The following is a 24,313-nucleotide window of genomic DNA, read 5'->3' as shown; positions in this document are numbered from 1 at the left end:
TTGAATCCTCCTGAGGAAAGGTCAGAAGGTGTAAACCTTATTCAGGACGGGACACCTGATACGAAAAAGCCCGCGACCAGTGATGGTCGCGGGCTTTTTCGTGGCCGGAACAGGCTTTTCAGCCTGCTTCGGTCGGGTGTCATCAGAAGCGATAGGTCAGCGAAGTACCGATACCGTGGGCGCTGTTCTTGTAGTCAGCGTTGTAGGTGCCTTTGGTGGCACTGGAGTTGCGGATCTTGGCTTCGTCTTCCCACAGGTAGGAATAGGCGACATCAATGGTGATCGCGTCGCTCGGGGTCCAGCCAGCGCCGAAGCTGATGATCTGACGATCACCGGTCGGAATGCGTGGAGAGCGGTGCTCGTTGTTGGTAGGCGACTGGTCGACGGAGTAGCCGGTGCGCAAGGTCCACTCTTTATTGACCTTGTACGAAGCGCCGATGGCATGGGCCCAGGTGTCATGCCAGTCCTGTTCTTCGGAAATGCGTCCGATAGGACCGTTGGCACCACCCAGAACTGCTTGAACACCGCTGTTGTTGACGGTGATGTCTTTCAGGCGGCTCCAGCGTGTCCAGGTGCTGCCTGCATAGACGGTCCAGTTTTCATCCAGTTGCTGGGTGATGGAGAAATCCACCGACTCAGGTGTGCTGATATCCAGCGAGGCGTCGTACTTCTGGCCGTTGAAGATACTGAAGCTGCTGCCTTCGATCTTGGTCTTGCCTTCGAGCTTGTAGTCGACCTTGGAGTGGTAAGTCAGGCCCAGGCGAGTGGTGTCTGTGGCCTGTACCAGGATGCCGACGTTGAAGCCCAGAGCGACGTCGTCACCCTTGATCTTGACCTTGCCGTCGTTTGTGCCCTGAGAAGCGGCGTTGACGGTCGAAGAGGTCAGTTCGCCTTCGATGCGGTTGATGGTCGGGCCGAAACCGATGGAAACCCGATCGTTGAAGGCGTAGCTGACAGTCGGCTGGAAGGTGACGACCTGTACGTGGCTCTTGTCGGCCCAGTAGCGGCCCGCGAAACCGTTTTCATAGTCGGTGACCAGGCCAAACGGCACATAGACACCCAGGCCGACGGCCCATTGATCGTCGAGTGGTTTGACGTAGTAACCCATGGGCACGCCAACGACCGGCACCATGTCGCCGTCATTGCTGCCGGTGAAAGTGCTGCGGGCATTGCTGATATCGGTCTTGGCGATGATTGCCGCCGCGCCAACGCTGACTTGTTCGCGCTTGAGACGGGACATGCCGGCCGGGTTGCCGAATACGGTACTGGCGTCCTCTGCGGAGGAGGAGCGTCCGGCAAAACCGGTACCCATGGCACTGATACTTTGTTCGTTGATTGCAAAGCCAGAAGCGAATAGTTGGGAAGATGCCAGGCCAATGGCTAGACCAAGTGTTGTCCTGTGAATTGCTTTTGTCGTTATTCTCATTATTAGAACTCCTTTGTTGATCACGGGGCGGAAATTACCAACATTTTCAAGAACGCGCTAGTGGGCTGAAGAGCCCGATTTAGAGCTATTTTTGTAGGACAATCCGATAATATTGCAGGAATTTTCCAGAACTTTGTTTTTTGGCAATCATGCTTGTTGCGATAAATAAATAGGTGCTACGCAAGAGTGCCAAGCGGTTACAAAGTCTCGTAATCGTCCTTGCGGTTGAAATATCTGTCGCCAGATTCTGGCCATGGCCAATGCATCGTCTTCGGTGGGCAAGGTGACGGTCTGGGCTTCGATCATCATCCAGGCAATCGCGGTGGAGTAACGCAGGTTGACGGTCAGCTCCAGATGCGGCCCGCTCAGGAAGGCATGCTGGCTGGCAAGGCCGCGCACGCGGCTGGCGAGGTCCGGGTCTTGTGCCAGGTAATTGTCCCAAAGCTGTCGGTGCCGTAGTTCCGGGATGCGGTACAGGCCATGCCCGCGTCTGCTGTCCAGCGCATCGCCCAGGGATGACTGGCTTGCCGCTATGCCCAGAAGCAGGGATTCGGCGCAGGCGTTCTGGCGATCCAGGTAGATCAGGGTTGGGCGGATTACGTGACGGCATAATTCTATGGCTGCAATACCCATAAGACAGTCAGCTCGCAAGGTAATGGCCAACGGACCCTAATGCGTGGCAGCGGTGAATCGGATCGGGCCCGTTGGAAGCAGCCAGAGGCCGCTTGAGTTGAAGTGTAGTCTCATATTTGGAATGTAAAATTATGTTTTACATCGTTTTAGGTTTTACGCCCCGACCCTATAGATCGGTTGGCGATTAGCTTGGTCCGGCAGATATTAAAAAGCCCCGCTTTTGAGGGCGGGGCTTTTGAGGGTAGCCAGAGGCTTCAGGCGGTCAGGGCCTGGCGGGTGCGTTCTATCACAGCCTGCAGCGGCGCGGCGCTGGAGTACTGATCGGGGTAGAGGCGTTCGCTATGGCGGGCAATACCGTGTTCATTGACGATGGTAAAGCTGAAGGAGCCTTTGCGGGCGGCCATGATAAGGCAGTCCATTGGAGCGAAAGCGTGGGTGAGGGTGCGGATGGCATCCTGGGTCTGGATATGAGTAGTCATCATTGAAAGTGTTTCCTGAAACGACACGGAACAATACCGTGCATCAATAAAGGCTCCAGTAAACGCGGGCTGGCTTGAGTGTCGAAGCGGGCCGGGCGAAGAACCTGACTGGAACAAGGCAGTCAGTTGAAGCGCGCTTTATCGTATGGCGCCCTGGCTGACAGGTAGGTACTTAGGAGGGCAGGCAACACAACACGAGCAAAGGTTCGACGCTCGGGTGAAGATCCTGATCAATTGCAGGCTGGTCAGTGCAGGCCATGATTACGCTTTGCCCTTGTGGGCCAATGTTGCGCAGGACATGCCTGGAAACCATCGAGGTGGTCGATCCCTTGTTGTCGACACCGCTTCCATATGGAGTAGCGCTTGTCGGGGGACTTATCGACCGGAATTGATTTTCAGCTTGGTACTAACGGCGCGGATACTAATGCAATATCCAGAGTAATGAAAGGGGTATCTGTAAATATTTTTTCTTGTCGGGTGGTCTGTACGGGTCTCGTGAAAATCCACTTGTACACATTAGCGGCACAAGCTGCCACATCACTGTCACATACGACCCTAAGAGTTTGATTTACTGTGGTGAATTATTAAGTCAATGAAAAACATCGCTTTTTTTTACTGGTGAAAAAATCGTCAGTTTAAGCGCAGCCCCCGTTCTATCTACGTTTGCGAGGGTTAAAGGGGGGTTGTCCACTGAGTTATCCACAGCTTCTGTGGATTGTCCCGTCACATGAAGCGGTTATATGCAGGGTTTACCTTGTGCTAAAAGAGAGTAGAGTTATGTCCCCCGATTTGCCCCCGCAATGCCTATCATGCCTGCCTTGAGTCGCAGTCTCTGTCCCGGAGACGTTTCTGAATCTTCTTTTGTTCACAATGCCGAAGGCACTGATCCGGCATGTATGGAGTCGTTATGGCCTTGGACCTGAACAGCCTGTTGCTGGGGCTTGGTGCGGCGGCGCTGCCTTTGTTGGCGTGGGTCTGGCAATTGCAGCGGCGTCTGGCGCGTCAGCAGGCCGATACGGCGTTGCTCGATGAACGCTTGAGCATGGCGCAGATGGCGCAGGACGGCCTTAACGCCCAACTGGACGCTAGCCGCGACGAGATCAGCGACCTGAGCCAGGCAAATTCTGCCCGGCAGGCCGACCTTGCTGCCGTGCGCCGTGAAGTCGAACTGTTGCGCCAGGAGTGCGATAACGGCCGCGATGCCGCTCATGGCTGGAACCTCGAACGGGCCAGCAAGGAAACCGAGCTGCGCCGTCTGGATGCGCAATGTGCCGCTTTGAATGCCGAGTTGCGCGAACAGCAGGAAAGCCATCAGCAGCGCCTGAACGATCTTCAGGGTTCGCGTGATGAGTTGCGCGCCCAGTTTGCCGAGCTGGCGGGCAAGATTTTTGATGAGCGCGAGCAACGCTTCGCTGAAACCAGTCAGCAACAGCTTGGGCAACTGCTCAACCCGCTGAAGGAGCGCATTCAGTCATTCGAGAAGCGCGTCGAGGAAAGCTATCAGAGCGAAGCCCGCGAGCGGTTTTCCCTGGGCAAGGAGCTTGAACGTCTGCAGCAGTTGAACCTGCGTCTGAGCGATGAGGCGACCAACCTTACCCGCGCACTCAAGGGCCAGAAAACCCAGGGCAACTGGGGGGAGCTGATTCTGGAGCGGGTGCTTGAGCATGCCGGTCTGGAGAAAGGCCGCGAGTACCAGACCCAGGTCAGTCTCAAGGGGCCTGATGGTGAACGTTTCCAGCCGGATGTTCTGATCATGCTGCCGGGCGACAAGCAGGTGGTGGTCGATGCTAAGGTCAGCCTGACGGCCTATCAGCAGTATGTGTCGGCGGCTGATGAGGTGATCGGGCAGGCTGCCTTGAAGCAGCATGTGCTGTCCTTGCGTAATCATGTCAAAGGTTTGTCCGGCAAGGATTACAAGCGGCTTGAAGGGCTGCACAGCCTGGATTTCGTTTTGCTGTTCGTGCCCATAGAAGCGGCGTTTTCTGCGGCATTGCAGGCTGAACCCAACCTGTTCCAGGAAGCGTTCGATCGTAATATCGTGATTGTCAGCCCGACCACGCTGCTTGCCACCTTGCGGGTCATCGACAGCCTGTGGAAGCAGGAGCGCCAGAGCCAGAACGCCAGGGAAATCGCGGAGCGGGCAGGGTGGCTGTACGACAAGTTCGTGTTGTTCATTCAGGATCTGGACGAGGTCGGTAACCGCTTGCAACAACTTGATAAAGCGTATTCCGCTGCCCGCAACAAATTGACGGAGGGCCGCGGTAATCTGGTCAGCCGCAGTGAGCAGCTCAGATTGTTGGGCGCGCGGGCTAGCAAAAACCTGCCGCCAGACCTGCTTGAACGTGCCATGACTGACGAAGATGGCGTGTTGCGTTTACCTGAGTAAGGGCAGGGTGAGCCGCGTAAAACCGTCTGTCGTAAAGACTAGAAGGAAACGCGCAGAGATGTCACATTGATTCCATCGGGAAAAATGTTTTCCGAGACACTCGGCTAAATGAAAACTTGCTTCTATGATCAGTAGTAGCAATGGGCACATGGCCGGTTGCCTGGCTTTTCCCTCAAGGGGGCGTTATGAACAGCAAATTGCAAGAATGGCTCCATGATCTGGGTGTTGCACTGGGTTTGATTGAACGGCCCAAACTGCAACCTGTACCTGTGCGCGCCGAGGACGAGCGTCGCCGCCCACGTCGATAAGCCTTGGTCGACCGCAATCGCGGTCACCTGTATTGGCGCTCAATCCGAGCGGGACGCAAGGCCGTGTCCCGTTATCTGCTCGCAATTGTCTTTTTTCCTGGCGCTATATCTGGCGCATCAATACGATCAGATCCACCACCATGGGCAGCGATAGATGCTCGGGCTTGTCGAGGGCGCGCGCCCTTATGAAGGCCGGGAACTTGAAGTCGAACTCTTCTCCCAGGCGCCCGAAAAACTCATCTATATCCTCCTCGTCCAGAACGAGATCCTTGAAGGTCATATCGTCGCGCAGCGCAGATTTGTCCACAAGAATGACTCCCAGAACGTCGAGCACCCTTTGGTTGATGTCTTCGCGATTCATGGAAGCCCCGGACTCGCAGTATTTCAGGATTGGGGGAACTTCGGATAAACCAGCCCTGGGTTTCAGGCTAGCTGAAGTTTATTGACGCTCCGTGCAGGGCGACGGGTGTCCTGTAGCGGGTTCAGGCCGGTCGGGTGATCGGCTAGACTGCGCGCCTTGTCTGCAACTGAAGAGAAAACCATGTCCCGTGCCCGTTGCGAGCGCTGTCTGCGTCCAGACAACCATTGTCTTTGCGACTTGATTCCGCAACTGGACAGCCGCACTCGTGTTTTGGTGTTGCAACATCCCAGTGAAGTCAGCCATGCCTTGAATACTGCACGCCTGGCCACCCTTGGGCTGGTCAATGCCCGATTGGTGGTGGGGGAGGTATTCGAGGATCTGGATGTGTTGTTGAACCAGCCCGGTTATCAGGCCCGCCTGTTGTTTCCGGGCGATGATGCGCAAGTGCTGGCACCCTATGCCGATCAGGATCTGCCAACGCTGTTGGTGGTTCCAGATGGCACCTGGCGCAAGGCGCGAAAGCTGTTGCACCTCAACCCGCTGTTGGCCGCGCTGCCCAGAGTGACGCTGGGCTCGGCTCCGGTTTCACGTTATCGCCTGCGCAAGGCGCCCGGGCCGGATGCCTTGTCGACTCTGGAAGCGATCACCCATGCCTTGCAAACCCTTGAGGGCGGGGATTCTTTCTGTGCGCTGCTACAGCCTTTCGATGCCTTGATCGAAGGGCAGATCAAGGCCATGGGCGACGAGACTTATCAGCGTAATCACTCGGAAAAGTGAGCCGCAAAAACACTTGGGGACGTTATGTGTTCCCAGCTGTATCTGTGAGTACCGGCAATCTGTGCCTAGACTGACAACTTTGTTTTGTCTGACATGGAATGACCGATGCACATTTCCTCCGGCCGCTGGGTGTATGGCCTCTGTCTTGCCCTGTTGACCGCTTTTCTCTGGGGCATTCTGCCCGTCAAGCTCAAGCAAGTGCTTCAAGCGATGGATCCAGTGACGGTGACCTGGTTCCGTCTGCTGGTATCCGGCGTCCTGCTCTTTATATGGCTGGCATCGGTCAAGCGGCTGCCGAGCTTCAAGGTGTTGGGGCGCAAGGGCAAGGTTCTGGTGCTGCTGGCTGTGTTGGGGCTGGTGGGCAACTATGTGTTGTATCTGGTGGGGTTGCGGCTGCTGAGCCCGGGTACCACACAACTGATGATTCAGACGGGGCCGATCCTGTTGCTGCTCGGCAGCATCTTTCTGTTCAAGGAGCGATTCACTCTTGGGCAGGGCATTGGCCTGTTTGTGCTGCTGACCGGTTTTGGCCTGTTCTTCAATGAGCGTCTTGTGGAGCTGTTCACCTCGTTGAGTGATTACACCGCCGGGGTCCTGATCGTCTTTCTGGCTGCGGTGGTCTGGACGTTCTATGGCTTGAGCCAGAAGCAATTGCTGACAGTGTGGAACTCGTTGCAGGTCATGATGGTGATCTATCTGTTCTGTGCGCTGTTGATCACGCCCTGGGCGCATCCGATGGAGGCTTTGCAGTTGAGCCCGTTGCAGGGTTGGTTATTGCTGGCTTGTTGCCTGAACACGCTGGTGGCCTATGGCGCCTTTGCCGAGGCTCTGGCTCATTGGGAGGCATCGCGTGTCAGCGCGACCCTGGCCCTGACGCCGCTGGTGACGCTGGCTTCGGTTGCGGTGGCTGCCTGGTTGTGGCCGGACTATGTGCAGGCCGAAGAGATCAATGCGCTGGGGTATGGCGGTGCGGTGCTGGTGGTGCTGGGTTCGGCCTTGACCGCCTTGGGGCCGTCGATGATTGCAGGCTGGAAGGCCAGGAAGCAGCGGTTGGCGGTGTAGCATCCTGCCGCTCGATTCTTTCCTACTCCCGACCCAGTTGCCCGGCCTGCCGAAGCCATTGCTGGCGTTGTTCTTCGGTGGATGTGCGTATCGGTGAGAATTCGTTCAGGCGTTTTGTCTTGATCCCGCAAAAAGCCAGGATCGTCCGGATCATCTGGCGATGCGCCGGGGCGCCGTATATCCATTGGAAATAGCGGGGCGGGGTGTCCATGGTCACCAGCAGTTCAGCAGACTTGCCCTTGAGCAATTCGTTGGACGGATGCCGGCGACCATGGGCCTTGAAGGCAAAACCGGGCATGAAGACCCGGTCGAAGAAACCACTCAGCAAGGCCGGTAGCCCACCCCATGAAACGGGATAGACGAATACCAGATGTTCGGCCCAGTGGATCTGGCGCTGGGCTTCGAGCAGGTCTTGTTCCAGGTTCTGACTCTGCTCGTAGCCGTTGTGCAGGATCGGGTCGAACGTCAGTTCGCTGAGCCTGAGCGCTCTCACCACATGGCCTTTGCTGCGTGCTCCCTGCGAGTAGGCATCACCCAGGGCATGGCAGAAACTGACGGTCTTCGGTGTTCCGTAAATCATCAGGATGCGTTTCCCACTGCCTTCCAAGGGTGTTGCACCACTTTTGGGGTCAGCCATTGCTACCCGCCTCCAGCATTTTTTCCGGTCGCACCCAGGCGTCGAATTGCTCGTCGGTGAGGTAGCCCAGGGCAAGGGCGGCTTCACGCAAGGTCAATCCTTCGCTATAGGCTTTCTTGGCGATCTGCGCCGATTTGTCGTAACCGATATGAGGATTGAGGGCGGTAACCAGCATCAGGCCGCGTTCCAGGTGTTCGGCCATCTTCCCGGCATCGGGTTCAAGGCCCGCGATGCAATGCTCGTTGAAGTTGCGGCAACCATCGGCCAGCAGCCGGATCGATTGCAGCAGGTTGTGGATGATGACCGGTTTGTAGACGTTCAACTGCAGATGGCCCTGACTGGCGGCGAAACCGATGGTCACATCGTTGCCCATGACCTGACAGGCCAGCATCGACAGGGCCTCGCACTGGGTCGGGTTGACCTTGCCAGGCATGATCGAGCTTCCCGGCTCATTTGCAGGCAGTCGCACTTCGGCCAGCCCGGCGCGTGGACCGGAACCCAGCAGGCGCAGGTCGTTGGCAATTTTCATCAGGGCGACGGCCAGGGTCTTGAGCGCCCCGGACAGGGCTGTCAGGGGTTCGTGGCCTGCCAGTGCCGCGAATTTGTTGGGCGCGGTGACGAACGGAAGTCCTGACAATGCCGCCAGCTCTGCTGCCACGGCTTCGGCGAACCCCTTGGGGGCGTTCAGGCCGGTGCCCACTGCGGTGCCGCCCTGCGCCAGCTCGAAGACGGCGGGCAGGGTTGCACGGATGGCTTTCTGGGCATAATCCAGTTGCGCCACGAAGCCCGACAATTCCTGCCCGAAGGTGATCGGCGTGGCATCCATCATGTGGGTGCGACCGGTTTTCACCAGTTTGATATGCCGTGTCGACTGCTCGGCAAGTCCATTGGACAGTTCGGCGATGGCAGGTAGCAGTTGCTCCTTGATCGCTTGTGCGGCTGCGATATGCATGGCTGTGGGGAAGCAGTCATTGGAGCTTTGTGAGCGATTGACGTGATCGTTGGGGTGGACCGGGATCTTGCCGCCACGACCCTGACCAGCCAGTTCGTTGGCCCGACCGGCAATCACCTCGTTGACGTTCATGTTGCTTTGCGTGCCGCTGCCGGTCTGCCAGACCACCAGCGGGAATTGCGCGTCGTGCTGGCCGTCGAGCACTTCGTTGGCGGCCTGCTCGATGAGTCGGGCGATGTCGGCGGGGAGGTCGCCATTGCGGTCGTTGACACGGGCGGCGGCTTTCTTGATCAGGGTCAGGGCATGCAGGACGGCAAGGGGCATGGACTGATCGCCAATGGCGAAGTTGATCAGCGACCGTTGGGTCTGTGCACCCCAGTAAGCGTCTTCAGGGACTTCTATCGGGCCAATGCTGTCTGTTTCGGTACGGCTCACTGGTCTTACTCCTTTAAGGTGCGTGAAGGTTAGGTGCCCATAGTCCGGCAGGGTTCCCGCGCTGTCTGTTCAGGGGCGGTTTTTAACCACTCAGTTAAGCGGGGGTTGAGCCAAAAGCGAACATAAGCGCAGAATGGTCGGCCTTGAGGTAATGCCTCGTTTGTCAGATTAAGGAAATTCGATGACCCGTCTTCGTGCCATCTGTACTGCGGTAGCCCTGGTTTGTGCCAGCGGTCAGGTTCTCGCCGACACCGCCAGCCACAACGCCAGTGCCGAAACTTTCCTCAAGCTTGCCAACGCTGACAGGCTGGGTGCTCCGGTCTACGCGCAGGTTCAGCAGATGTTTGCCCAGCGCTTTGCTGAAACCAAGGCGCCTGCATCGAAAAAAGCCCTGCTGGAAACCTATCAGGCCAAGGCCAATACCGCTCTCGACCAGGCTATCGGCTGGAACAAGATCAAGCCGGACATGGTCAAGCTCTACACGACCAACTTCACCGAAAGCGAGTTGAAGGATCTGGTTGCGTTCTACCAGTCGCCACTGGGCAAGAAAGTGATGACCAAAATGCCTGAGCTGGCTCAGCAATCGGCCCAACTGACCCAGAGCAAGCTGGAAAGCGCCGTGCCGGTCGTCAACAAGCTGCTCGCCGACATGACCGCAGAACTGGAGCCTGCCAAAGCCGCAGCCCCGGCTGCGCCCAAGAAACCCTGACAGGCGAGCTTTGTCATGACCATGCAACAACGAATCGAGTCGGCGCTTGCGCTGCTTCAGCCGCAGCACCTGCAAGTGCTCGACGAGAGCCACATGCACAGCCGTGGTCAGCAGACGCATTACAAGGCTGTTCTGGTCTGCGACCAGTTTCAGGGCTTGAACTCGGTCAAGCGGCATCAGAAAGTCTACGGCACGCTGGGCAGCCTCATGGGCGAGTTCCACGCCCTGGCGCTGCATACCTACACGCCTGAGGAATGGGCAAAGGTCGGTGCAGCGCCGGCTTCGCCGACCTGCGCTGGCGGTCACTGATCCAGGCCTCGGGGTTCGGTCCGTAGCAATATCCTGATACCTGCCTGACACCTGTTTTGCTAGAATCCGCACCGCGCCGCATGGCCGGTGCGTTTTTCGTTTGGATTTTTTTTGCCCGGTAGGCCCTTTACGAGGGTCACCACCAGGAGAGATACATGACTCAAGAGCCGATGACTCAGCCGATCGTCGTGGCTGCGCTATACAAATTCGTGACCCTCAGCGATTACGTCGCCCTGCGTGAGCCTCTGTTGCAGGCCATGATTGCCAATGGCATCAAGGGCACTCTGTTGATCGCCGAGGAGGGCATCAACGGTACGGTTTCCGGTAGCCGTGAAGGCATCGACGGCCTGCTGGCCTGGCTGAGAAACGATCCGCGCATGGTCGATATCGATCACAAGGAATCGTTCTGCGACGAGCAGCCGTTCTACCGCACCAAGGTCAAGCTCAAGAAAGAGATCGTCACCCTGGGCGTCGAAGGCGTGGACCCCAACAAGAGCGTCGGCACTTATGTCGAGCCCAAGGACTGGAACGCCCTGATCACCGATCCTGAAGTGCTGCTGATCGATACCCGTAACGACTACGAAGTGTCCATTGGCACCTTTGAAGGCGCTATCGACCCCAAGACCACGTCCTTCCGCGAGTTTCCGGAATACATCAAGGAACACTTCGATCCGGCCGTCCACAAGAAGGTCGCGATGTTCTGCACCGGTGGCATTCGTTGCGAAAAGGCGTCGAGCTACATGCTGGGCGAGGGCTTCGAGGAGGTTTATCACCTCAAGGGCGGGATTCTCAAATACCTCGAAGAAGTACCCCAGGAAGAAAGCCAGTGGCGTGGCGAATGCTTCGTGTTCGATAACCGTGTCACGGTGCGTCACGACCTGAGCGAAGGCGACTACGATCAATGTCATGCCTGCCGCACACCGATCAGTGCCGAAGACCGCGCCAGCGAGCATTATTCTGCTGGCATCAGTTGCCCGCATTGCTGGGACACCCTGAGCGAGAAGACCCGTCGCAGCGCCATTGATCGGCAAAAGCAGATCGAGCTGGCAAAAGCCCGTAACCAACCGCACCCGATTGGTCATAACTACCGTCTGCAATCCGAGGCCTGAGCCATGTCCTCCCGCCTGATCTATGTAATGGACCCGATGTGCTCGTGGTGCTGGGGGTTTAGCCCGGTTGCCGATGCACTGGTACAGCAGGCTCGGGCGGTGGGCGTTCCGCTGCATCTGGTCATGGGCGGTTTGCGCTCTGGCACGGCGGCGCTGGACTCGTCGACGCGGCGTTACATTCTTGAACACTGGGAAAGCGTGGGGAAAACCACGGGGCAGCCATTTCGTTTCGAGGGTGCCTTGCCGGACGGTTTCGTCTATGACACCACACCCGCCTGTCGGGCGGTGTGCGCGGCCCGCAGCCTTGACCCGCAAGCAGCGTGGGAGCTGGTCAAGTTGATTCAGTTGGCGTTCTACACCCAGGGGCGTGATGTCACTTATGCCCCGTTGCTGGTCGAGCTGGCCGAGCAGGCGGGGCTTGCCCGTCAGTCGTTTGCGGATGCTTTCGACAGCGCTGAACAGCGAGCGGCCACGGCGGCCGACTTTGCCTGGGTGCAGGGGCTGGGTATTGCCGGTTTCCCGACCCTGCTCGCCGAGCACAACGGTCAATTCGCGTTGCTGACCAATGGTTACCAACCCTTGAACGAGCTGGCGCCATTGCTTGGGCGATGGCTGGAGCGTGCCGCCAGTGCGTGACGAGCCTTCTCCCAAGCAGCCAGAGCCCCGTAACGACAGTTTGAGTTGGGCCGAGATCCGGCGGCTGGCATTACGTCATAAGAAAGCCCTCTGGATCGCCAACGGCGTGGCCGTGCTGGCGACGCTGTGCAGTGTGCCGATTCCGTTGCTGCTGCCGCTGTTGGTGGATGAAGTGCTGCTGGGGCGTGGCGACGCGGCACTGAGAATCATGGACCATGCCTTGCCCGAAAGCCTGCAGAAGGCGGTGGGCTATATCGGCCTGATGCTGGTGCTGACTCTGGTTCTGCGGGCGGGGGCTCTGCTGTTCAATGTCCTCCAGGCACGCCTGTTCGCTCGTCTGGCCAAGGACATCGTCTACCGCATTCGCCTGCGTCTGATCGAACGCCTCAAGCGTATTTCCTTGCGCGAGTATGAAAGCCTTGGCAGCGGCATGGTGACGACGCATCTGGTCACCGATCTGGATACGCTGGACAAGTTCGTCGGCGAAACCCTCAGTCGCTTTCTGGTGGCAACCCTGACCCTGGCGGGTACGGCCGGCATTCTGATGTGGATGCACTGGAAGCTCGCGCTGCTGATCATGCTGTTCAACCCACTGGTGATCTTTGCCACGGTGAAGCTGGGCAAGCGGGTCAAGCATCTGAAAAAGCTGGAGAACGACAGCACTTCGCGTTTTACCCAGGCCCTGAGTGAAACCCTTGATGCCATTCAGGAAGTGCGGGCTGGCAATCGGCAGGGCTTTTTCCTGGGGCGCCTTGGGCTGCGCGCTCGGGAAGTGCGCGATTACGCGGTGAATTCGCAATGGAAAAGCGATGCCTCCGGCCGGGCCAGCGGCCTGCTGTTCCAGTTCGGTATCGATATTTTCCGTGCTGCCGCGATGCTGACCGTGCTGTTCTCGGATCTTTCCATTGGCCAGATGCTCGCGGTATTCAGCTATCTGTGGTTCATGATCGCGCCGGTGGAGCAACTGCTGAACCTGCAATACGCCTATTACGCGGCCGGTGGGGCGCTGACCCGGATCAATGAACTGCTGGCCCGTGATGACGAGCCGCAATATCCCGGTGTCGTCGACCCCTTCAAGGGCCGGGAAACCGTGGGCATCGAGGTGCGAGGCCTGAGTTTCGGCTATGGCGAGGATCTGGTGCTGGACCGGCTGGATCTGTCGATTGCGCCCGGAGAGAAGGTGGCGATAGTCGGCGCCAGTGGTGGCGGCAAAAGTACCTTGGTGCAGTTGTTGCTGGGCTTGTACAGCGCGCAGACCGGGACTATCCGTTTTGGCGGCTCCACCCAGCAGGAGATCGGTCTGGAGCGGGTGCGCGAACATGTTGCGGTGGTGCTGCAACACCCGGCGTTGTTCAACGATACCGTACGCGCCAACCTGACCATGGGGCGCGATTGTTCGGATGAGGCTTGCTGGGCGGCGCTTGAGGTCGCTCAGCTTGAGTCGGCCATTCGCCTGTTGCCCGAAGGCCTGGACAGCATCGTGGGGCGTTCCGGGGTGCGTTTGTCCGGTGGGCAGCGACAGCGTCTGGCGATTGCGCGGATGGTGTTGTCCGATCCGAAAGTCGTCATCCTGGACGAGGCGACTTCGGCGCTGGATGCCGCCACCGAATACAACCTGCACAAGGCTTTGGCGCGCTTCCTGCGCAGCCGCACGACCTTGATCATTGCTCACCGCCTGTCAGCGGTTAAACAGGCTGATCGGGTGCTGGTATTCGACGGTGGCCGTATCGCCGAAGATGGCGATCACCAGCAACTGATTGCAGAGGGCGGCCTTTACGCCAAACTATACGGCCACCTGCAGCAGATCTGATCGCTCCAGCGCGAATGACACGCCTGCTTTGTGCGCAATGTTGCACCTTGTATAAAATCCGGGAAAATCACTCGTCCCGATTGATGGATTTGGCCTAGTCTCAGGGCAGGACATTCAATCAGTCATGTGGTGAAGTGAACCCATGAAGCAGCCGCGGTCTCTCTCGAAGCCCCGTCTACTGGGCATTGTATGGCCTTTCGTTGCCGTCGCGCTTTTTCAGGCGCTGCTTGGATGCGTGAGCCTGTACACCTTGTCTGCAGTGCGTAGCTATGTCGTGGGCGAAAGTCTCTGGTCCAAAGGCCAGAAGGATGCCATTCATTATCTGGGGCTTTATGTCGACAGTCATGATGAGCGCGACTATCTGAAGTACCAGCAGGCTATTGCCATCCCGCAAGGCGGTCATGCCCTGCGCGAAGCGCTGAATCAGCCTGAACCCTCATTGGCGGATGCGAGAAAGGCCATTCTTCAGGGCGGTAATCACCCGGATGATGTGGGCGGCATCATCTGGCTGTACCTGAACTTCCACGATTTCAGCTATATGGAAAAGGCCATTCGCTGGTGGACCATGGGCGATGATTATCTTGCCCGACTCGATGACCTGGCCCGCACTATCCGTGGCAGAGTCGCCCAAGGCTCGGCAAGCCCCGAGGACGCCCTGCAATGGCACGCCCGGATCAATGCGATCAATGAGGCGGTCACTCCCGTTGCCAAGGCTTTCAGCGATGCTCTGGGGGAAGGTTCGAGATTCATTCTCTGGTTACTGGTCATCATCAATCTGGTCACCGCGCTGGTGCTGATCCTTCTGGCGCTGCTGCGTGTACACAAACTGCTTGCACAGCGCCATGTCTTTGCCCATGCGCTGCAACTGGAAAAGGACCGGGCGCAGATCACTCTGCAATCGATTGGCGACGGGGTCATTACCACTGACGTCAAAGGCTTCATCGTTTACATGAACCCTGCCGCCGAAGGCCTGACGCACTGGAGAAACAGTCAGGCCATCGGGCTGCCGCTGGCTGCGCTGTTCAATCTGCTCGATGAAAATGATCACAAGGACAGTTCGACGCTGATGGAGCACATCCTCAGCGGCAGGCTCAAGGGCGGCGGGGTGAACTGCAAGCTGATCCAGCGTCTGGATGGCAGCACGGTGCTGGTCGCACTGGTCGGTTCGCCGATCTACAGCGACGGTGAGATCAGTGGAGCGGTTCTGGTATTGCATGACATGACCCAGGAGCGCCAGCACATTGCCAATCTTTCATGGCAGGCTGCGCATGATGCGCTGACCGGGCTGGTCAACCGCAGTGAGTTCGAGTATCGCCTGGAACAGATGCTCAGCCATTCGGAGCCCGAGGCGCAAAGCCACTGCCTGATGTTTCTGGATCTGGATCAGTTCAAGCTGGTCAATGACACCAATGGTCATGCCGCAGGGGATGAATTGCTCAGGCACCTTTGCCGCATGCTGCCTCAGGGCATCCGTGACGGTGACACCCTTGCTCGTTTGGGGGGCGATGAGTTTGGCATCCTGCTGCGCAATTGTGCGCCACACACGGCACTGGAAATCTCCGAGAACCTGCGTCTGATGGTGCAGAACATGCACTTCGTCTGGAAAGGGCGACCATTCGTGACGACTGTCAGTATTGGCCTGGTGCATATAGGTGATGCTCCGACCACCCTGGAGGCCTCGCTTCGAGCGGCGGACATGGCGTGCTACATGGCCAAGGAAAAGGGCCGCAACCGGGTTCAGGTTTATCACCCTGACGATTCCGAACTTTCAATGCGCTCCGGCGAAATGGCCTGGATCCAGCGTCTGCACATGGCCCTGGATGAAAACCGGTTTTGCCTGTACACCCAGGAAATTGCCTCGCTCCGCCAGGCTGACGACGGGCTTCGGCATATCGAGATCCTGTTGCGTCTGCGGGACGAGTCGGGGCGAATGGTTTCGCCGGACAGCTTCATCCCGGCTGCCGAACGGTACGGGCTGATGACCACGCTTGATCGCTGGGTGGTGCAGAATGTATTCAGGGTTATTGCGCAATGCATGAGCGACCCAAGGCATCAGATGCCACAGGCGCTCTGTGCCATTAATCTGTCCGGCTCCAGTATTGGCGATGAAGCATTTCTGGATTACCTCAAGCTTCAGTTCAGGACTTACGGTGTTTCGCCGAGCATGATCTGTTTCGAGGTGACCGAAACCAGCGCAATTGCTGATCTGGGAAGTGCCATCCGCTTCATAAATGAACTTAAATCGTTGGGTTGCCTGTTCTCTCTCGATGATTTTTGCGCCGGCATGTCCTCCTTTGCCTATCTGAAACATCTGCCCGTCGATTTTCTGAAGATCGACGGTAGTTTTGTAAAGGATATGCTCGACAATCCGATCAACCGTGCCATGGTCGATGTCATCAATCATATCGGTCATGTAATGGGCAAAAAAACAATTGCCGAGTTTGTTGAAACCCCGCAGATTGAGGCAGCTCTGCAGGAAATAGGTGTGGATTTTGCACAGGGGTATCTGATAGCTCGTCCAGAGCTGTTGACGTGTGAAAGTCTGTACACCCAGCCTGCACGCCCGGCCTCTTCAGTGGCCGATGCGCAGGGGCATCAAGCCAACTCGGTACAACCAACAAAAAAGGGAGCCGCACAGTGATCGACACTTTCAATAGAACCGGTCCGCTCATGGAAGCCAGCAGTTATCCGGCATGGGCGCAACAGTTAATCAAGGATTGCAGTGCTGCCAAGACCCGAGTGGTCGAGCACGAGCTTTATCAGAGAATGCGCGACGGGCGCCTGAGCCCTCAGGTCATGCGCCATTACCTGATTGGCGGATGGCCGGTGGTCGAGCAGTTCGCCGTCTATATGGCCAAGAATCTGACCAAAACCCGTTTCGGCCGTCATCCTGGCGAAGACATGGCGCGTCGCTGGCTGATGCGCAATATCCGCGTCGAACTCAATCATGCCGACTACTGGGTGAACTGGTCTGATGCCCATGGCGTGAGCCTCGACGACCTGCACGCCCAGCGCGTGGCACCCGAGCTGCATGCCTTGAGCCACTGGTGCTGGCAGACCAGCTCCTCGGACTCTCTGGCCGTGGCCATGGCCGCGACGAACTATGCAATCGAAGGCGCTACAGGGGAGTGGGCGGCCATCGTCTGCTCCACGGACGTATATGCCGAGGGTTTCCCGGCAGAAACCCGAAAACGCGCCATGAAATGGCTCAAAATGCACGCTCAGTATGATGATGCGCACCCATGGGAGGCGCTGGAGATCATCTGCACCCTGGCGGGCAACAACCCCAGTGTGCAACTCCAGACGGAATTGCGCCAGGCGACCATCAAGAGCTATGACTACATGTACCTGTTTCTTGAAAGCTGCCTGCAGCTAGAAAAGGCCAGACCAGCGCGGGAACGTGCGGTGGCGGTTGAGGCCTGATACCTCTCGGCAGGAGTAATGCCGATCAGTTAAGGCCCAAACAAAACTTGTGGGAGGCAGCTTGCTGGCGAAAAGACCTTGAAAACCGGCAGATATTCTGCGTCTGTACATGAAGTCGCCAGCAAGCTGCCTCCCACAAAGTGATTTATGATTTTTGACTGATTGGCAGTCACTTGCGGGAGGGGCCTTGGCCGCGACAATTCAAATCGGCGGCTTTTTAGCGGTTGATTTTTGACGTTTTTCAGCGCTCCCTTCCAATCGTCGTTCTTTTTAAAGAAAGACCGGCGCACGCCGATGGCGATCTCATAGGGCATACACACCGGATTGAAAACGGTTGTACAGGGATGTGGCCTGCCATCTATCTGCACACCTTCGCAGATCCGTGTTCTCCAGAGATCGTCATCATGTCCAAATCCCTGAGGCTCCAAATTCTTGGCTTGCTCGGCGGCAGCCTTGCGCTGGTGCTGGTCATCGCGCTGGCTTGTTTCAATTTCCTTTCCGATAACGTGCAGTCCTATCGCAGCCTGCTTGAAGGCCCGATCCGTGCTTCACAACTGGTCGACGAAGCCAACCTTCAGTTCAAGGTCCAGGTTCAGGAGTGGAAAAACGTACTGTTGCGTGGCAAGACTCCTGCGGAGCGAGACAAGTTCTGGGCTCAGTTTGAAGAGCAGGAGCGCAAGGTGCAGGGCACGCTGGGCCAGCTCGTTGATATGAAAGGTACGGACGCTGCGCTGAAAAATCAGGTTCAGAGGCTACAGCAGGAGCATCGAACCCTGGGCGCTTCCTATCGCACGGGTCGTGATGCATTCGTGGCTGCTGGTGGTGATGCTTCGGTCGGCGATGCCGCGGTCAAGGGCGTGGATCGCCCGACCAGCGAGCAGATGGCCAGTCTGGTGGATCAACTGCACAAATCCAGTGATGCCCAGTCGGTTGCGATCAGCAAAGAGGCTGACCAGACCATATTGGTTGGTGCTACGGTAATGCTGGCCTCTGCTCTGCTGGTCGGATTGCTGGCGCTGTGGATGGTCAATCGCAACCTGGTCGCGCCGATTCGCATGCTGATCGAGTATGTGGCTCAGTTGAGCGAAGGCAAGTTTGGTGCGCGTGTCGAGGTGGTGCGCCAGGACGAACTGGGTCGTTTGGCTGTGGCCGCCAATACCTTGCGCGATTTTCTGGCCGACACCTTCAATCGCCTGAAGCGCAGCACCACTGAACTGGACGCTGCTGGCGGGGAATTGAATGCCATTGCTGCGCTGATGGCTCAAGGCACTCATGAGCAATTTGAGCGTACCGATCAGGTTGCCACAGCCATGACTGAAATGTCGGCAACGGCTCAGGAAGTCGCCCGGCATGCTGCGGACGCGGCGCGTGCGGCGGATGACGCCGATCACAGCGCGCAGGATGGCGAGAAGGTCATGCAGTCGACCATTGCCACCATAACCCGCATGCGCAATGAAATTTCCTCCACCGCCAATGTCATTCAGCGCTTGGAAACAGACAGCGGTCGAATCGGCAAGGTGCTGGAAGTGATTCGTGGCATCGCCGAGCAGACCAACCTGCTGGCGCTCAATGCGGCCATCGAAGCCGCGCGTGCCGGAGATGCCGGACGTGGTTTTGCGGTGGTGGCCGACGAAGTGCGTACCCTGGCGCAACGTACCGCTGTGTCCACGGCCGAGATCAATCAGATCATCAGTTCGGTGCAGACCGGCGCTACCGATGCGGTGCTGGCCATTCAGGGCGGTCAGGCCCGTAGTGAGGAGAGTGTCGAGCAGGTCACTCATGCCGGTGCAACCTTGCAGCGCATCACTGTGGCAGTGGAAAACATCCGTGACATGAACCGCCAGATCGCCACTGCTGCCGAGGAGCAGACGTCAGTGGCAGAAGATATCTCGCGTAACCTGACTGAAATTACCGCTATCGCCGTAACCAATCAGGACAACGTCAAACGTACTCAAAGTGCCAGTCATGACTTGCGCGGTCTTTCAGCAGGCCTTGATGACGTAATCTCACGTTTGAGTGCATAACCTGTTGCACTTGCCCTTGTGCCCCCTTCGTTTCGAGGGGGCGCTCATGCATCGGCAATCAGCCTGCCATTGTCAGGCGATTACGGCCTTCGCGCTTGGCGACATACAGGGCGTTGTCGGCGCGGCGCAGCAGGCTGTCGGCGGACTCTGCGGGCAGCAAGGTCGAGCAGCCCAGGCTTATGGTGATGTTGAGTGCGGTATTGCACTCGTGGAACTCCAGTTCCAGCACGGCCTGGCGCAGACGCTCACCGACCATTGCCGCACAATCGCGATCGGTGTTGGCAAGCACGATCACAAATTCCTCTCCGCCATACCTGAACACCCGGTCTATGTTGCGCAACTGAGCCTTGAGCGTATGGGCGATGATGCGCAGCACTTCGTCGCCGGTCTTGTGGCCGTAGTTATCGTTGACGTTCTTGAAGTGGTCGATATCCAGCATCAGCAGTGAAAGCGGCTGCTTGTTGCGATGCGACACTTCGGTTTCCCGCAGCAGGTTCTGGTCCATCGCGATCCGGTTGCCGGTGTTGGTCAATGGGTCGCGTAGCGCGCTTTGCATGGCGATACGATAAAGCAGGGCATTTTTCATGGGGTAGAGCAGGCAGGTCATGAGTGATTCAAGTTCGCTCAGTTCCTGTTCGCTGAAGGCGTTGGAGCGCTGGAACACCAGATAGCCCAGGCATTCGTTCTTGTGACGCAGCGTGTAATGAGCCTTGTGCTCTGCGTCTTCACCCAGTTGCATATGCAGGTCGCTGCGGGGGTGTTCATAGATCAGTGCGGATAGCGGCACAAGACGCTGAACCCCGCGGAAGAACATGCCGAAAATTTTTTCCGCTTCCAGGCTGCTTTGTAATTGCAGGCTCAGTTGCTGGGTGAGTCTGGGCAGGTCTACAGGAGGAAGAGAAGCCGCTGGTCGATTGCGAAAGCCCTGCCTTTGCAATTTTGCAGTATCGAAATCAATTGCCTGGGGGCCGGTCGGAGAACTCATGGCTTCACTCCTATCACATCGTTGCTGGCTTGTGAGGGCTAGAGCGAAAGTCGTGCCATGTTGTTGGTATGTTTATAACGTGTTGAATTTTATTGTTTATTTAAGAGCTTGAAGAGGTTCTGAAAAAGAATTGACGATTTTTTGACTTGGCGCCTTCATGAAAAAGCCTGCCGTGACGGATTTCCGCCAAGGCAGGCTTCTTTGGCGCCGGGCTTTATTGCGCGTTGAATGCCTGGCCGTTGATGCCCGTGCTGTCTGGACCCATCAGGTACAGATAGACCGGCATGATTTCCTCGGGTGTCGGGTTGTCCATGGGGTTTTCCCCAGGATAGGCCTGCGCACGCATGCTGGTGCGGGTTGCTCCGGGGTTGATGCTGTTGGCGCGGACCGGCGCGACGGTATCCAGTTCGTCGGCCAGCGTCTGCATCAGCCCTTCGGTGGCGAACTTCGACACACCATAGGCACCCCAATAGGCGCGTCCCTTGCGACCGACGCTGCTGGAGGTGAATACCACTGAAGCATCGGCGGACAGTTTGAGCAGTGGCAGCAAGGTGCTGGTGAGCATGAACATCGCATTGACGTTGATGTGCATGACGCGCATGAAGTTTTCGCCTGACAACTGCTCCACGGGCGTGCGCGGGCCGATGATCGAGGCATTGTGCAGCAGGCCGTCGAGATGGCCGAATTCGGTTTCGATCATCGCCGCCAGTTCATCGTATTGATGGGGCAGGGCGGTTTCCAGATTGAACGGAATGACCACAGGCTGAGGATGGCCTGCTGCTTCTATCTCGTCATACACCTGAGTCAGGTTGGCTTCGGTCTTGCCCAGCAGTAAAACCGTAGCGCCATGGGCTGCATAGGTCTTTGCTGCCGCTGCGCCAATGCCGCGACCTGCGCCGGTGACCAGAATTACCCGGTCCTTAAGCAGTTCAGGGCGAGCGGAGTAATCGAACATGAGAAACCTCTGTAGCTGTAAATAAGGCTCAAGCCGCTGTCAGCAACTGCACAGCGCGTTATCCAGAACCTTGCGCAGGTCCAGTGGATGATCCACAACCACATCGGCGCCCCAGTGATCGGGGTTGTCGTTGGGGTGGATATAGCCGTAACGCACAGCGGCAGTCCGGGTACCGGCATCGCGACCGGACTCGATGTCGCGCAGATCATCGCCCACGAACAGCACGCTGGCCGGGTCCAGATCAAGCTGGCTGCAAGCCAGGATCAGTGGCTCCGGGTGAGGTTTGCTGTAGGTCACATGGTCGGGGCAGATCAGCAGCGCCGAGCGTTGGGCCAGGTCGAGCTGTTCCATGATCGGTTGGGCGAAACGCACGGGCTTGTTGGTTACAACACCCCAGATCAGGCCGGCCTTTTCAATGTCGGCCAGCAGTTCTGCCATGCCGTCGAAGAGTCGGCTGTGGACCGCGCAATCACGTTGGTAGCGCTCCAGAAACTCAAGGCGCAGGGCCTCGAAGGCCGGATCCTGCGGGGACATGGCAAAGGTTGCCGCGACCATGGCCTTGGCGCTGCCCGAGATTTCATCGCGAATCAGCTTGTCCGGGACTGCTGGCAGGCCACGATCGGCCAGCATCGCCTGGGAAATGGCGATGAAGTCCGGTGCGGTGTCGAGCAATGTGCCGTCCATGTCGAATAGAACCGCTCTCAAGCGCATGCCTTATGCCTCCCGCAGTGTCTGGATCATGTAGTTGACGTCTACATCCGAGGCCAGCTTGTAGTGCTTGGTCAGCGGGTTGTAGGTCAGGCCGATGATGTCCTTGACCTGCAGGCCGGCATCGCGGCTCCAGGCACCCAGCTCCGACGGGCGGATGAATTTCTTGAAGTCGTGTGTGCCGCGTGGCAGCAGGCCCATGATGTATTCGGCGCCGACAATCGCGAACAGGTAAGCCTTGGGGTTGCGGTTGATGGTGGAGAAGAACACCTGGCCGCCGGGCTTGACCATGCGATAGCAGGCGCGAATCACGGAAGAAGGGTCCGGTACGTGCTCCAGCATTTCCAGGCAGGTCACCACATCGAACTGCTCGGGCATTTCTTCGGCCAGGTCTTCGGCGGTGATCTGGCGGTACTCGACGTTCACGCCGGATTCGAGCTGATGCAACTGGGCCACGGCCAATGGGGCTTCGCCCATGTCGATGCCGGTCACGGTAGCACCGCGCTGGGCCATGGCCTCGCTGAGAATGCCGCCGCCACAACCGACGTCGAGCACTTTCTTGCCCGCCAGATTGACCCGTTCGTCGATCCAGTTGACCCGAAGCGGATTGATATCGTGCAGCGGCTTGAATTCGCTTTCACGATCCCACCAACGATGTGCCAGTGCCTCGAATTTGGCGATTTCTGCGCGGTCGACGTTGCTCATGGGGGTTACCTCTTGAACTTGAAATTCGTTTTCAGAGGCCCGGCGATCAGACAGGCCAGGCCTTCATGTATTCAGTTTGCGCCGCCAATGCGTTTGCCCCAGGCAATCGCGGTCTCGCGTAGCGCCGATTCGTCCATTCGTGTCAGGCGGCGATTGTCGAGCAATTGCTTGCCGGCCACCCAGACATGGCTCACGCAGTCGCGGCCGGTGGCGTATATAAGCTGTGACACTGGATCATAGATCGGTTGCTGCTCCAGCCTGGAAAGATCGAACGCGACGATATCGGCCGCCTTGCCGATTTCCAGCGAGCCCGTCTCGGCCTGGATGCCCAGGGCGCGTGCGCCGTTCAGGGTCGCCATGCGCAATGCCCGATGCGCATCCAGCGCTGTTGCCGAGCCCGCGACAGCCTTGGCCAGCAAGGCCGCAGTGCGTGTTTCGCCGAGCAGGTCCAGGTCATTGTTACTGGCTGCGCCATCGGTTCCCACCGCAACGTTGACGCCGGCTTGCCACAGGCGCTCCACCGGGCAGAAGCCACTGGCCAGTTTCAGGTTGGATTCCGGGCAATGCAGTACGCTGGAGTTGCTTTCTACCAGTAAAGCCAGGTCGTCGTCGCTGATTTGCGTCATGTGTACGGCCTGGAAGCGCGGCCCGAGCATGCCGAGGCGGTTCAGTCGCGCCAGTGGGCGTTCCTGGCGTTGTTCGAGGGATTGCTCGACCTCGAAGGCTGTTTCATGCACATGCATCTGAATCATGGCGTCGAGTTCGTCGGCGATGACCCGGACCTTTTCCAGATTTTCGTCGCTGACGGTGTAGGGCGCATGTGGGCCGAAGGCAATCTTGATGCGCGGGTGATGGATCAGGTCGTTGAACAGCTCGACCCCGATGTGCAGGGATTCGTCGGTGGTCCTGGCTCCCGGAATCGGGAAGTCCAGCACCGGCACGGTGATCTGGGCGCGGATACCGCTGCTATGGGCCCGGTCTGCGGCAACCTTGGGGTAGAAGTACATGTCCGAGAAGCAGGTGATGCCGCCCTTGATCTGTTCGGCAATGGCCAGGTCCGTGCCATCGCGTACAAAATCTTCGGTGACCCATTTGCCTTCGGCAGGCCAGATATGGTCCTGCAGCCAGGTCATCAGCGGCATATCATCGGCCAGACCGCGGAAAAGGGTCATTGCCGCGTGGCCGTGGGCATTGATCAGCCCTGGCGTGAGCAGCATGCCGGGCAACTCCTGCACGTGCAGGGCGTTGTGTTTCAATGCCTCGGCTCTGGGGCCTATATAAACGATGCAGCCATCACGGATGCCGAGTCCATGATCCTTGAGTACCACGCCTGCAGGTTCGACCGGCACCAGCCAGCTGGGCAGGAGCAGGAGGTCGAGCGGTGCTGTCGCGTTCGGCATGTCAGGGCTTCCAGAGCTTATTGCAATAATGGCGAAGTATACCCGAGCACCTTCGCGGTCGGCTCGCTATAATCGTCCCCTTTT

23 protein-coding genes are annotated in these 24,313 nt (G+C 57.9%); 12 read left to right on the top strand and 11 right to left on the bottom strand.

Annotated features, from left to right (window positions below):
* Window positions 1-142: 142 nt before the first annotated feature.
* The 3 genes from ACODS3_RS25330 to ACODS3_RS25320 form a co-directional block, all read right to left on the bottom strand.
* Complete coding sequence (locus tag ACODS3_RS25330; protein ID WP_201017237.1) at window positions 143-1,426, bottom strand: OmpP1/FadL family transporter; 1,284 nt, start codon at window positions 1,424-1,426, stop codon at window positions 143-145.
* A 147-nt stretch (window positions 1,427-1,573) separates the two neighbouring features.
* On the bottom strand, window positions 1,574-2,059 hold the full coding sequence (locus tag ACODS3_RS25325; RefSeq protein ID WP_200999950.1) for a hypothetical protein: 486 nt from the start codon (window positions 2,057-2,059) through the stop codon (window positions 1,574-1,576).
* Window positions 2,060-2,313: 254 nt separating this feature from the next.
* On the bottom strand, window positions 2,314-2,538 hold the full coding sequence (locus ACODS3_RS25320) for a hypothetical protein (protein ID WP_201000272.1): 225 nt from the start codon (window positions 2,536-2,538) through the stop codon (window positions 2,314-2,316).
* 1,021 nt (window positions 2,539-3,559) lie between these two features.
* Between ACODS3_RS25320 and ACODS3_RS25315 the strand changes: the two genes are divergently transcribed.
* Together ACODS3_RS25315 and ACODS3_RS25310 are read left to right on the top strand one after the other, a co-directional pair.
* Window positions 3,560-4,924, top strand: coding sequence for a DNA recombination protein RmuC (locus ACODS3_RS25315; protein WP_304574522.1), 1,365 nt, complete (start codon window positions 3,560-3,562; stop codon window positions 4,922-4,924).
* A gap of 185 nt (window positions 4,925-5,109) precedes the next feature.
* Entirely contained in the window at window positions 5,110-5,232 is a 123-nt protein-coding gene (locus ACODS3_RS25310; protein WP_117164006.1) for a PA1414 family protein, read from the top strand.
* A gap of 103 nt (window positions 5,233-5,335) precedes the next feature.
* Here ACODS3_RS25310 and ACODS3_RS25305 read toward each other — a convergent pair whose 3' ends face one another.
* Complete coding sequence (locus ACODS3_RS25305) at window positions 5,336-5,593, bottom strand: hypothetical protein (protein WP_489036787.1); 258 nt, start codon at window positions 5,591-5,593, stop codon at window positions 5,336-5,338.
* Between the two features lie 180 nt (window positions 5,594-5,773).
* On the opposite strand from ACODS3_RS25305, the gene ACODS3_RS25300 reads away from it, so the two are divergent.
* Window positions 5,774-6,370 (top strand): tRNA-uridine aminocarboxypropyltransferase, encoded by a 597-nt coding sequence (locus ACODS3_RS25300; protein ID WP_489036785.1) that lies wholly within the window; start codon window positions 5,774-5,776, stop codon window positions 6,368-6,370.
* A gap of 105 nt (window positions 6,371-6,475) precedes the next feature.
* Window positions 6,476-7,432, top strand: coding sequence for a DMT family transporter (locus ACODS3_RS25295; RefSeq protein WP_201017235.1), 957 nt, complete (start codon window positions 6,476-6,478; stop codon window positions 7,430-7,432).
* Window positions 7,433-7,454: 22 nt separating this feature from the next.
* On the opposite strand, the gene ACODS3_RS25290 is transcribed toward ACODS3_RS25295, so the two are convergent.
* Both ACODS3_RS25290 and ACODS3_RS25285 read right to left on the bottom strand, forming a co-directional pair.
* Complete coding sequence (locus ACODS3_RS25290) at window positions 7,455-8,069, bottom strand: NAD(P)H-dependent oxidoreductase (protein WP_304574413.1); 615 nt, start codon at window positions 8,067-8,069, stop codon at window positions 7,455-7,457.
* On the bottom strand, window positions 8,062-9,456 hold the full coding sequence (locus ACODS3_RS25285) for a class II fumarate hydratase (protein WP_489036782.1): 1,395 nt from the start codon (window positions 9,454-9,456) through the stop codon (window positions 8,062-8,064). Before ACODS3_RS25285 ends, ACODS3_RS25290 begins: the two co-directional genes overlap by 8 nt.
* Before the next feature lie 181 nt (window positions 9,457-9,637).
* Here ACODS3_RS25285 and ACODS3_RS25280 point away from each other — a divergent pair, with 181 nt between their 5' ends.
* From ACODS3_RS25280 to ACODS3_RS25245, 8 genes are all read left to right on the top strand, one after another.
* On the top strand, window positions 9,638-10,165 hold the full coding sequence (locus tag ACODS3_RS25280; protein ID WP_200999944.1) for a DUF2059 domain-containing protein: 528 nt from the start codon (window positions 9,638-9,640) through the stop codon (window positions 10,163-10,165).
* A gap of 15 nt (window positions 10,166-10,180) precedes the next feature.
* The gene (locus ACODS3_RS25275; RefSeq protein WP_201017232.1) at window positions 10,181-10,474 is read left to right on the top strand and encodes a BolA family protein; all 294 of its coding nucleotides are present in this window, start codon (window positions 10,181-10,183) and stop codon (window positions 10,472-10,474) included.
* A 170-nt stretch (window positions 10,475-10,644) separates the two neighbouring features.
* Entirely contained in the window at window positions 10,645-11,583 is a 939-nt protein-coding gene (gene trhO / locus ACODS3_RS25270) for an oxygen-dependent tRNA uridine(34) hydroxylase TrhO (protein WP_201017515.1), read from the top strand.
* 3 nt (window positions 11,584-11,586) lie between these two features.
* A complete protein-coding gene (locus tag ACODS3_RS25265; protein ID WP_489036779.1) occupies window positions 11,587-12,219 on the top strand; it encodes a DsbA family protein in 633 nt (210 codons plus the stop codon).
* Complete coding sequence (locus ACODS3_RS25260) at window positions 12,212-14,029, top strand: ABC transporter ATP-binding protein (protein WP_489036790.1); 1,818 nt, start codon at window positions 12,212-12,214, stop codon at window positions 14,027-14,029. Before ACODS3_RS25265 ends, ACODS3_RS25260 begins: the two co-directional genes overlap by 8 nt.
* Before the next feature lie 142 nt (window positions 14,030-14,171).
* On the top strand, window positions 14,172-16,670 hold the full coding sequence (locus ACODS3_RS25255) for an EAL domain-containing protein (RefSeq protein WP_489036777.1): 2,499 nt from the start codon (window positions 14,172-14,174) through the stop codon (window positions 16,668-16,670).
* A gap of 29 nt (window positions 16,671-16,699) precedes the next feature.
* The gene (locus ACODS3_RS25250) at window positions 16,700-17,452 is read left to right on the top strand and encodes an iron-containing redox enzyme family protein (RefSeq protein ID WP_374004970.1); all 753 of its coding nucleotides are present in this window, start codon (window positions 16,700-16,702) and stop codon (window positions 17,450-17,452) included.
* A gap of 404 nt (window positions 17,453-17,856) precedes the next feature.
* Window positions 17,857-19,476, top strand: a complete 1,620-nt coding sequence (locus tag ACODS3_RS25245; RefSeq protein ID WP_201017229.1) for a methyl-accepting chemotaxis protein — start codon at window positions 17,857-17,859, stop codon at window positions 19,474-19,476.
* A 58-nt stretch (window positions 19,477-19,534) separates the two neighbouring features.
* On the opposite strand, the gene ACODS3_RS25240 is transcribed toward ACODS3_RS25245, so the two are convergent.
* From ACODS3_RS25240 to ACODS3_RS25220, 5 genes are all read right to left on the bottom strand, one after another.
* The gene (locus ACODS3_RS25240) at window positions 19,535-20,461 is read right to left on the bottom strand and encodes a GGDEF domain-containing protein (protein WP_200999938.1); all 927 of its coding nucleotides are present in this window, start codon (window positions 20,459-20,461) and stop codon (window positions 19,535-19,537) included.
* A gap of 214 nt (window positions 20,462-20,675) precedes the next feature.
* On the bottom strand, window positions 20,676-21,416 hold the full coding sequence (locus ACODS3_RS25235) for a YciK family oxidoreductase (protein WP_201017228.1): 741 nt from the start codon (window positions 21,414-21,416) through the stop codon (window positions 20,676-20,678).
* Between the two features lie 39 nt (window positions 21,417-21,455).
* A complete protein-coding gene (gene mupP, locus ACODS3_RS25230) occupies window positions 21,456-22,127 on the bottom strand; it encodes an N-acetylmuramic acid 6-phosphate phosphatase MupP (protein ID WP_489036774.1) in 672 nt (223 codons plus the stop codon).
* Window positions 22,128-22,130: 3 nt separating this feature from the next.
* A complete protein-coding gene (gene ubiG, locus ACODS3_RS25225) occupies window positions 22,131-22,829 on the bottom strand; it encodes a bifunctional 2-polyprenyl-6-hydroxyphenol methylase/3-demethylubiquinol 3-O-methyltransferase UbiG (protein ID WP_200999935.1) in 699 nt (232 codons plus the stop codon).
* A 71-nt stretch (window positions 22,830-22,900) separates the two neighbouring features.
* A complete protein-coding gene (locus ACODS3_RS25220) occupies window positions 22,901-24,229 on the bottom strand; it encodes a TRZ/ATZ family hydrolase (RefSeq protein WP_489036772.1) in 1,329 nt (442 codons plus the stop codon).
* Between the last annotated feature and the right edge of the window lie 84 nt (window positions 24,230-24,313).

This window comes from Pseudomonas sp. FG43 (assembly GCF_057809175.1).
The sequence above is the reverse complement of the archived record's forward strand: the minus strand, read 5'-3'. Positions and strand labels throughout refer to the sequence as shown.

Excerpts from the sequence above, each read along its gene's own strand:
- ACODS3_RS25330 (WP_201017237.1), bottom strand. The coding sequence starts at position 1,426 with ATGAGAATAACGACAAAAGCAATTCACAGGACAACACTTGGTCTAGCC.
- ACODS3_RS25325 (WP_200999950.1), bottom strand. The coding sequence starts at position 2,059 with ATGGGTATTGCAGCCATAGAATTATGCCGTCACGTAATCCGCCCAACC.
- ACODS3_RS25320 (WP_201000272.1), bottom strand. The coding sequence starts at position 2,538 with ATGACTACTCATATCCAGACCCAGGATGCCATCCGCACCCTCACCCAC.
- ACODS3_RS25310 (WP_117164006.1), top strand. The coding sequence starts at position 5,110 with ATGAACAGCAAATTGCAAGAATGGCTCCATGATCTGGGTGTTGCACTG.
- ACODS3_RS25305 (WP_489036787.1), bottom strand. The coding sequence starts at position 5,593 with ATGAATCGCGAAGACATCAACCAAAGGGTGCTCGACGTTCTGGGAGTC.
- ACODS3_RS25300 (WP_489036785.1), top strand. The coding sequence starts at position 5,774 with ATGTCCCGTGCCCGTTGCGAGCGCTGTCTGCGTCCAGACAACCATTGT.
- ACODS3_RS25295 (WP_201017235.1), top strand. The coding sequence starts at position 6,476 with ATGCACATTTCCTCCGGCCGCTGGGTGTATGGCCTCTGTCTTGCCCTG.
- ACODS3_RS25290 (WP_304574413.1), bottom strand. The coding sequence starts at position 8,069 with ATGGCTGACCCCAAAAGTGGTGCAACACCCTTGGAAGGCAGTGGGAAA.
- ACODS3_RS25280 (WP_200999944.1), top strand. The coding sequence starts at position 9,638 with ATGACCCGTCTTCGTGCCATCTGTACTGCGGTAGCCCTGGTTTGTGCC.
- ACODS3_RS25275 (WP_201017232.1), top strand. The coding sequence starts at position 10,181 with ATGACCATGCAACAACGAATCGAGTCGGCGCTTGCGCTGCTTCAGCCG.
- trhO (WP_201017515.1), top strand. The coding sequence starts at position 10,645 with ATGACTCAGCCGATCGTCGTGGCTGCGCTATACAAATTCGTGACCCTC.
- ACODS3_RS25265 (WP_489036779.1), top strand. The coding sequence starts at position 11,587 with ATGTCCTCCCGCCTGATCTATGTAATGGACCCGATGTGCTCGTGGTGC.
- ACODS3_RS25255 (WP_489036777.1), top strand. The coding sequence starts at position 14,172 with ATGAAGCAGCCGCGGTCTCTCTCGAAGCCCCGTCTACTGGGCATTGTA.
- ACODS3_RS25250 (WP_374004970.1), top strand. The coding sequence starts at position 16,700 with ATGGAAGCCAGCAGTTATCCGGCATGGGCGCAACAGTTAATCAAGGAT.
- ACODS3_RS25245 (WP_201017229.1), top strand. The coding sequence starts at position 17,857 with ATGTCCAAATCCCTGAGGCTCCAAATTCTTGGCTTGCTCGGCGGCAGC.
- ACODS3_RS25240 (WP_200999938.1), bottom strand. The coding sequence starts at position 20,461 with ATGAGTTCTCCGACCGGCCCCCAGGCAATTGATTTCGATACTGCAAAA.
- ACODS3_RS25235 (WP_201017228.1), bottom strand. The coding sequence starts at position 21,416 with ATGTTCGATTACTCCGCTCGCCCTGAACTGCTTAAGGACCGGGTAATT.
- mupP (WP_489036774.1), bottom strand. The coding sequence starts at position 22,127 with ATGCGCTTGAGAGCGGTTCTATTCGACATGGACGGCACATTGCTCGAC.
- ubiG (WP_200999935.1), bottom strand. The coding sequence starts at position 22,829 with ATGAGCAACGTCGACCGCGCAGAAATCGCCAAATTCGAGGCACTGGCA.
- ACODS3_RS25220 (WP_489036772.1), bottom strand. The coding sequence starts at position 24,229 with ATGCCGAACGCGACAGCACCGCTCGACCTCCTGCTCCTGCCCAGCTGG.